This window comes from Mesorhizobium sp. M7A.F.Ca.CA.002.05.1.1, assembly GCF_003998335.1.
GTDB lineage: Bacteria > Pseudomonadota > Alphaproteobacteria > Rhizobiales > Rhizobiaceae > Mesorhizobium.
The window spans coordinates 1-6,533 of the sequence record NZ_RZQI01000289.1; the positions used below are offsets into that span (position 1 = coordinate 1).

Sequence of the window (6,533 nt, forward strand, 5' to 3'; positions counted from 1 at the left end):
CAATTAATGCTCGCGCGATGATGACGCGCATGATCTCGTTGGTGCCTTCGAGGATCTGGTGCACGCGCAGGTCCCGCACCAGCTTCTCGATGCCGTAGTCGTGCAGGTAGCCATAGCCGCCGAGCAGCTGCAGTGCGTCGTTGGCGACATTGAAGCCGGTATCGGTGACGAAGCGCTTGGCCATCGCCGACCATTTGCCGGCGTCCGGCGCCTTGCGGTCGAGCTTCGCGGCGGCGGCATAGAGGAAAATACGCGCCGCCTGCAGTTCGGTCTCCATGTCGGCCAGCCTGAACTGCAGCGCCTGGAACTGGTTGATCTTCGAGCCGAAGGCCTTGCGCTCGGCGGTGTAGGAAAGCGCCTTGTCGAGCGCCGACTGCGCGCCGCCCAGCGAACAAGCGGCGATGTTCAGACGGCCGCCGTCGAGCCCGGCCATGGCGATGCCGAAACCCGCACCTTCGCCGGACAAAAGGTTCTCCGCCGGCACCTTGCAATCCTCGAAGATGACCTGGCGGGTCGACTGCATATGCCAGCCCATCTTGTGCTCGTTGGCGCCGAAGGAGAGGCCTGGCGCATCTCTGGGCACGACGATGGTGGAAATGCCTTTCGGCCCCTCAGTGCCGGTGCGCACCATGACGGCATAGACATCGCTGTCGCCGGCGCCGGAGATGAACTGCTTGGTGCCGTTCAGGACATAGTCGCCGCCGCTCTTGACCGCGCGCGTTTTCAGGGCCGCGGCATCGGAGCCGGAGCCGGGCTCGGTCAGGCAATAGCTGGCCAGCCATTCCATCGAGGTGAGTTTCGGCAGGAAGCGCTGACGCTGCTCGTCATTGCCGAAACGGTCGATCATCGACGCCACCATGTTGTGGATCGAGATGAAGGACGAAAAGGCCGGATCGGCGTGCGAAAGCGCCTCGAAGATCAGCACGGCGTCGAGCCGGCCAAGTGCCGAGCCGCCGACATCGTCCCTGATATAGATGCCGCCGAGGCCGAGCGGCCCGGTCTCGCGGATCACGTCGGCCGGGAAATGCTTGTTGCGGTCCCAGTCGAGCGCATTCGGCGCGACGCGGTCGGCGGCGAAGGCCTGCGCCATCTCCTGGATGGCGCGCTGCTCCTCGTTGAGTTCGAACTGGTTGGTGCTCGCATCGACCGCAGCGTCCATGGCGTGCTCCCTAATCTTCGACCTGTTGGCCTGTCGTTTTTGGCTTTGCGCGCGCACCAATCTAGACCAATGATGCCGCCGCGCAACCCGACCCTTCGCGGAGCGGCTGTGCACCAATGCATGCCCGGAGCACGATGTGACGACAAAATTCGATGAACTGCTGGGACAGTTCCACGCATACCTTGCGTCAGTCGATCACGCCCTGGTGCGCGATGCCGTGGCCCGGATCGGCTGGGACATGCCGGCTCGCACGCTGGAGCCGCATCCGCTCGCCTGCCTGAGCCATCTCGATCGCGCCGCCGAACTGGCGCCGCCAGATGCCAAGCCGCTGTTGCAACTGCTTGCCGAGCATCGGAATGATTTCCGCTGGGGGCAGACCTATGGCGAGGCGGACTTTGGAAAAGAGTTCATCGACAATTACGGCTGGCTGGAAGTGTTCGGCACCCGAGGCCACTTCGCCAATGACGAGGTCGCTGCCGGCCTGCTGATCCTTGGACCCGATATCGTCTATCCCGACCACCACCACGTCGCCGAGGAAATCTACATTCCGCTGACCGGCGGCGCCGAGTGGCGCATGGGCGAGAGCGGCTTTTGCATGCGCACGGCCGGCGAGGTCGTCCACCACGCGTCCAACGTCAATCACGCCATGCGCACCGGCAAAGACCCACTGCTGGCGCTCTACATCTGGCGCGGCGGGCCACTGGCGCAGAAATCCGATATTGCCGGAACCGTGGCGCAGGGCAGGGGCTGATGGCCAGAGCGATCATGCTGCAGGGCACGGGTTCGGATGTCGGCAAGACGGTGCTGGTCGCCGGCCTCTGCCGCGCGGCAAAAAAGCGTGGGCTGAAGGTGCGGCCATTCAAGCCGCAGAACATGTCGAACAATGCCGCCGTCGCCGACATTCCGGGCGACAACAAAGCCGGCGGCGGCGAGATCGGCCGCGCGCAATGGCTGCAGGCGATCGCTTGCGGTGTGGCACCCTCGGTCCATATGAACCCGGTGCTGCTCAAGCCGCAGACCGATGTCGGCGCGCAGGTCATCGTGCAGGGCAAGGTGTTTGGCGAGGCGCGGGCGCGCGACTACCAGGCGATGAAGGGCCGGCTGATGGACGCCGTGCTGGACTCCTGGGGCAAGATCGGCGAGGGCGCCGATCTGGTCATCGTCGAGGGCGCCGGCTCGCCGGCCGAGATCAACCTTCGCAGCCGCGACATCGCCAATATGGGCTTTGCCACGCGCGCCGACGTGCCGGTGGTGCTGGTCGGCGACATCGATCGCGGCGGCGTCATCGCCTCGGTCGCCGGCACGCATCTGATCCTGCCGGAAGAGGACCGACGGATGATCGTCGGCTATCTCATCAACAAGTTTCGCGGCGACGTTTCGCTGTTCGACGACGGTATCAGGTCGATCGAGAAATTCACGGGCTGGCGCTGTTTCGGCGTCGTTCCGTGGTTGAAGGCGGCGGCACGCTTGCCTTCGGAAGATTCGGTGGTGCTGGAACGGCTGGCGTCTGGCGAAACGCGCGCGCTGAAGGTGGCCGTGCCGGTGCTTGGCCGCATCGCCAATTTCGACGATCTCGACCCGCTCAAGGCCGAACCGCAGGTCGAGGTGGTGTTCGTGCCGCCCGGAAAGCCATTGCCTGCCGATGCCGGGCTGGTGGTCATTCCAGGCTCCAAGTCGACGATCGGCGATCTGCTGAAGTTCCGCGAGAACGGATGGGATCGCGACTTGCTGGCCCATCGCAAGCGCGGCGGCCATGTCGTTGGTATCTGCGGCGGCTTCCAGATGCTCGGCCGCACAGTGCGCGACCCTGACGGCATCGAAGGCAGCGTCATCGAAGCCGAAGGGCTCGGCCTCCTCGACGTCGAAACGGTGATGGAACCGGAAAAGACGGTGCGCAACGTCAGCGCCCGTTCGGTGCCGTTCGACTTGCCGCTCGAAGGCTACGAAATCCACCTCGGCCGCACCATCGGACCGGATACGCTGCGGCCTTCCGCTGTCATCAATGGTGTCGAGGACGGGGCGGTGTCGGCCGACGGCAAGGTGATCGGCACCTATATGCACGGCCTGTTTGGCGCCGACGGCTTTCGCGGGAGATTCCTCGAAAGCCTCGGCATCAAAGGCGGCGGCATCGACTACCGGGCCGAGGTCGAGCGGGCGCTGGACGAGGTCGCAGCCGAGCTGGAGACCCATCTCGACTGCGACGCGATCTTTGCGCTGGCTCGGTAATTCGCAGAGCGCCCGAGGTTGGCTCAGGCCTTTTCGCCCGCCTTCGGCCAGTAGGTGCCGAAGGACCAGACGTTGCCTTCCGGGTCGCGGCAGATGAACTCGCGGCTGCCATAGTCGCGGTTGGTTAATTCCTGGATGATCGTGGCGCCGGCGTTCCTGGCCTTGGCATAGGCGGCATCGGCATCGTAGACGGCAATGTAGATCGACTTGCCGCCGCCTGAGCCGGGTTCGCCGACCATCTTGCCGTAGTCGTCGTCGCGCACCGTGCCCAGCATGATCATCGAGGAGCCGAAGACCAGTTCGGCATGGTGCACGACATCGCCTTCGCCATAGCGGGCACGGACGCTGAAGCCGAAAGCCTCGCCCAGCCAATCGATCATTCTTGCCGCGTTCTTGTAGCGCAAAGCGGGGTAGAGGCGGGGCGCTTCAGTGGTGGTTGGCATGGGAACCTCCTTCATTTGGGTTGGTCGATAACCCACCCTGCTCAAAGACCGTTCCGGCGTCTTGAAGAAATGTTACCTGACAGAGAGCGCGGTCGGCGTTTCGCCGGCGAGGTCGCGAAACTCGCGCACCAGATGCGCCTGGTCGGCATAGCCGCAATCGGCGGCGATGCCGGCCCAGTCGACGGTCTGTTGTCTCGACAGGCCGAGCGCGCGGTTGAAGCGGACAATGCGCGACAGCGTCTTGGGGCCGATGCCGATGGCGTTGGAAAAACTGCCGGCGAGATGCTTGCGGCTCCAGCCCAGCCTTTCGGCGATTGATCCAATGCGGGTCCGGCCGCCGGATGCGATGATGCGGTCATAGGCCCAGGCGATTTCAAGCGGCGTCTCGGCGGCATTCTCGAGACGGGCGGTGACGAAGGCTTCGGCCATGTCGAAACGCGCCGTCCAGTCCGGCGCGTTGCCAAGCTTTTCACGCAGCGCCAAGCCTTGCGCGCCAAGCACGTCGTCGAGGACGACCATGCTGTCGGCCAGTTCGCTCATCGGCAGGCGGAAGAAACGGCGTGCGCCAAGCGGCGTGAAGTTGACCTGGACGCAGCAGGCGCCGCCGAATGATTCGATCAGCACCGGTCCGGCAAAGAGGCCGGCGGCGAAACTGGCGAAGCGGTCATTGTCGCCGGGCGCCTTGCCGAGGCCGATGGCGAAGGGTTCGGCGAAGCTGATGACCAGCGGTACGGTGAGGGACGCGTATTCGACGTTGCGCATATGGCCGGGCGTCATTTCGCGATAGCCGCAAATGTCCGACACAATGCCCTGAAGTCGAGGATCCGGCAGGCGCCGGCGCATCTCGAACCGCCCGGCGACGGACCGGTCCTGCTCTTGCTGGGGTTGCATCTCGACTGGCATCGGCCATCCTTGCGCCAAGTCAAATCTAGCAGACCCGGGGCCGGAATCAAAAGCGCCCGGCTTTTGGCCGGGCGCTCCTCGTCCCCACTTCAAGGGAAATGGTCAGGCGCCGCGCATCAAGCAGCCGCCGGCAAGCACGATGAAAGCAATAAGAACAATCCACACCGATGCGAGTGGAATGAACGCAAGAACGCCAAGCGCGGCGAGTGCGCCGATGATGGCGATAACAACGGAAATGATAAAAACGATCTGCGTAGGTGCGCTAAGATTCATGTGTGGCTCCTCCTACATGATTCGAACAGCGGCATTCTATCAGGGCGCGTGATCACACACCAATCAGGGCGCGCAGCGGGTTCGCCGGGTCGGCCAGCAGCTTCACAGCAAGCGCCAGGCACACGATCACCAGCAGCGGCTTGATCAGTTTCGCGCCGATGCGCATGGCCAGGCTGGCGCCGACGCGGGCGCCGATGAACTGGGCAACGCCCATCATCAGGCCAATCTTCCAGTAGACGACGCCGAAGGCCGCGAAGACGATGAAGCCGCCGATGTTGGAGGCGAAGTTGAGCAGCTTGGTATGCGCCGTCGCCTTGAGCACGCCATAGCCGGCAAGCGCCACGAAGGCCAGCATGTAGAAGGAGCCTGCGCCCGGTCCAAACAGGCCATCGTAGAAGCCGATCGCGGGCACAAGGATCAGTCCGAATAGGAAGGGCGACAGCCGCTCGGCGCGATCGATGTCGTTCATGTTGGGCTTAAACGCGAAGTAGAGCGCGATGGCGATCAGCACGATGGGCAGGGCAGCCCGCAGAATGTCACCCGGCACGATCGTCGCCAGCAAGGCGCCGATGGCGCTTCCGACAAGGGCCAGAAGCGCCGACGGCAATTGCCGGCGGAGGTCCACATGACCCTTCGATGCGTAGTGGATGGTCGCCGAGCCCGAGCCGAACATGCCTTGCAGTTTGTTGGTGGCGAGCGCCTGGACCGGCGTGAAGCCGGCAAGCAGCAGCGCCGGCACGGTGATCAGCCCGCCGCCGCCGGCGATCGAATCGACAAAGCCCGCGGCAAAGGCGGCGAAGGCGAGCATGGCGACGGTCTGGATGCTAAGGTCGATCATCTGATGTATGGCGGTGTCCGGCCGGCTGAAATATCGGGCGTTCGACCACGGCCGCCCTGTTTGCGCAAGGTCGATTCCGCGCTACCTCTATCCAAGCGCATCGCGCTTGGATTTGTATTTGTGTGGTTAACCCGGAAAGAGGCTCCTGATGGCATTCGCATTGCTGGACCAGATACGTCAGATATTCGACGGCGACCCGGGTGTGCGCAAGGTGGCGGACGATCCGGTCCTGTCGGCGGAACTGCTGATGTTGTTTCGCATGATCCTGGCCGACGGGTCTGTCAGCGAGAGCGAGATGGTTGTCTTCCGGCGCATCTGCAAGGACGCCTTCGGCATTGCGGAAAGCAGTATCGACAGCGTCATCGAATATCTCAACGAGTTCGGCTACGAGACCAACGGCTCGCAGGCGATTGCACTGTTCCGCGACCTCGATGTCGAGCGGCGCCGGCAATTGGCCAAACATATGGCGGAGATCGCCAAGGCGGATTCGCAACTTGCCGAGAGCGAGATGCGCCTTCTGCGCCGCACGCTCGACCTGCTCGACATCAGCCCGGTCGATGTGGTGAAGCCGCAGGAGTGATTGGACGCCTTCTCTCCTGATCAGCCTTGCTCTCGCAGCCGCTTCGCGATTGCCCGGTGCAAGTCAGGAGCGGCGGTGACAAGCGCCTTGGCAGCCTCGGACTGCGGGGGG

Annotated in this window: 8 protein-coding genes; 3 read left to right on the forward strand and 5 right to left on the reverse strand. The window is 63.9% G+C overall.

What is annotated here, in order from left to right:
- The coding region (locus EN939_RS16290; protein ID WP_127268801.1) for an isobutyryl-CoA dehydrogenase at positions 1 to 1,159 on the reverse strand (1,159 nt) is incomplete at its 3' end.
- A 136-nt stretch (positions 1,160 to 1,295) separates the two neighbouring features.
- Here EN939_RS16290 and EN939_RS16295 point away from each other — a divergent pair.
- Together EN939_RS16295 and EN939_RS16300 are read left to right on the forward strand one after the other, a co-directional pair.
- Positions 1,296 to 1,910, forward strand: coding sequence for a dimethylsulfonioproprionate lyase family protein (locus EN939_RS16295; protein ID WP_127268802.1), 615 nt, complete (start codon positions 1,296 to 1,298; stop codon positions 1,908 to 1,910).
- Positions 1,910 to 3,385 (forward strand): cobyric acid synthase, encoded by a 1,476-nt coding sequence (locus EN939_RS16300; RefSeq protein WP_127268803.1) that lies wholly within the window; start codon positions 1,910 to 1,912, stop codon positions 3,383 to 3,385. Before EN939_RS16295 ends, EN939_RS16300 begins: the two co-directional genes overlap by 1 nt.
- Positions 3,386 to 3,408: 23 nt before the next feature.
- Here EN939_RS16300 and EN939_RS16305 read toward each other — a convergent pair whose 3' ends face one another.
- The 4 genes from EN939_RS16305 to EN939_RS16320 form a co-directional block, all read right to left on the reverse strand.
- Complete coding sequence (locus EN939_RS16305) at positions 3,409 to 3,828, reverse strand: VOC family protein (protein WP_127268804.1); 420 nt, start codon at positions 3,826 to 3,828, stop codon at positions 3,409 to 3,411.
- Between the two features lie 72 nt (positions 3,829 to 3,900).
- A complete protein-coding gene (locus EN939_RS16310; protein WP_127268805.1) occupies positions 3,901 to 4,731 on the reverse strand; it encodes a helix-turn-helix domain-containing protein in 831 nt (276 codons plus the stop codon).
- Between the two features lie 102 nt (positions 4,732 to 4,833).
- Positions 4,834 to 5,004, reverse strand: a complete 171-nt coding sequence (locus tag EN939_RS16315; RefSeq protein WP_127268806.1) for a hypothetical protein — start codon at positions 5,002 to 5,004, stop codon at positions 4,834 to 4,836.
- Between the two features lie 52 nt (positions 5,005 to 5,056).
- Positions 5,057 to 5,842 (reverse strand): TSUP family transporter, encoded by a 786-nt coding sequence (locus EN939_RS16320; RefSeq protein ID WP_127268807.1) that lies wholly within the window; start codon positions 5,840 to 5,842, stop codon positions 5,057 to 5,059.
- A gap of 148 nt (positions 5,843 to 5,990) precedes the next feature.
- Here EN939_RS16320 and EN939_RS16325 point away from each other — a divergent pair, with 148 nt between their 5' ends.
- Positions 5,991 to 6,422 carry a TerB family tellurite resistance protein gene (locus EN939_RS16325; RefSeq protein ID WP_127268808.1) on the forward strand — a complete coding sequence of 144 codons (432 nt, stop codon included), beginning with the start codon at positions 5,991 to 5,993 and terminating at the stop codon, positions 6,420 to 6,422.
- Positions 6,423 to 6,533: the final 111 nt, after the last annotated feature.

Excerpts from the sequence above, each read along its gene's own strand:
- EN939_RS16300 (WP_127268803.1), top strand. The coding sequence starts at position 1,910 with ATGGCCAGAGCGATCATGCTGCAGGGCACGGGTTCGGATGTCGGCAAG.
- EN939_RS16305 (WP_127268804.1), bottom strand. The coding sequence starts at position 3,828 with ATGCCAACCACCACTGAAGCGCCCCGCCTCTACCCCGCTTTGCGCTAC.
- EN939_RS16310 (WP_127268805.1), bottom strand. The coding sequence starts at position 4,731 with ATGCCAGTCGAGATGCAACCCCAGCAAGAGCAGGACCGGTCCGTCGCC.
- EN939_RS16315 (WP_127268806.1), bottom strand. The coding sequence starts at position 5,004 with ATGAATCTTAGCGCACCTACGCAGATCGTTTTTATCATTTCCGTTGTT.
- EN939_RS16320 (WP_127268807.1), bottom strand. The coding sequence starts at position 5,842 with ATGATCGACCTTAGCATCCAGACCGTCGCCATGCTCGCCTTCGCCGCC.
- EN939_RS16325 (WP_127268808.1), top strand. The coding sequence starts at position 5,991 with ATGGCATTCGCATTGCTGGACCAGATACGTCAGATATTCGACGGCGAC.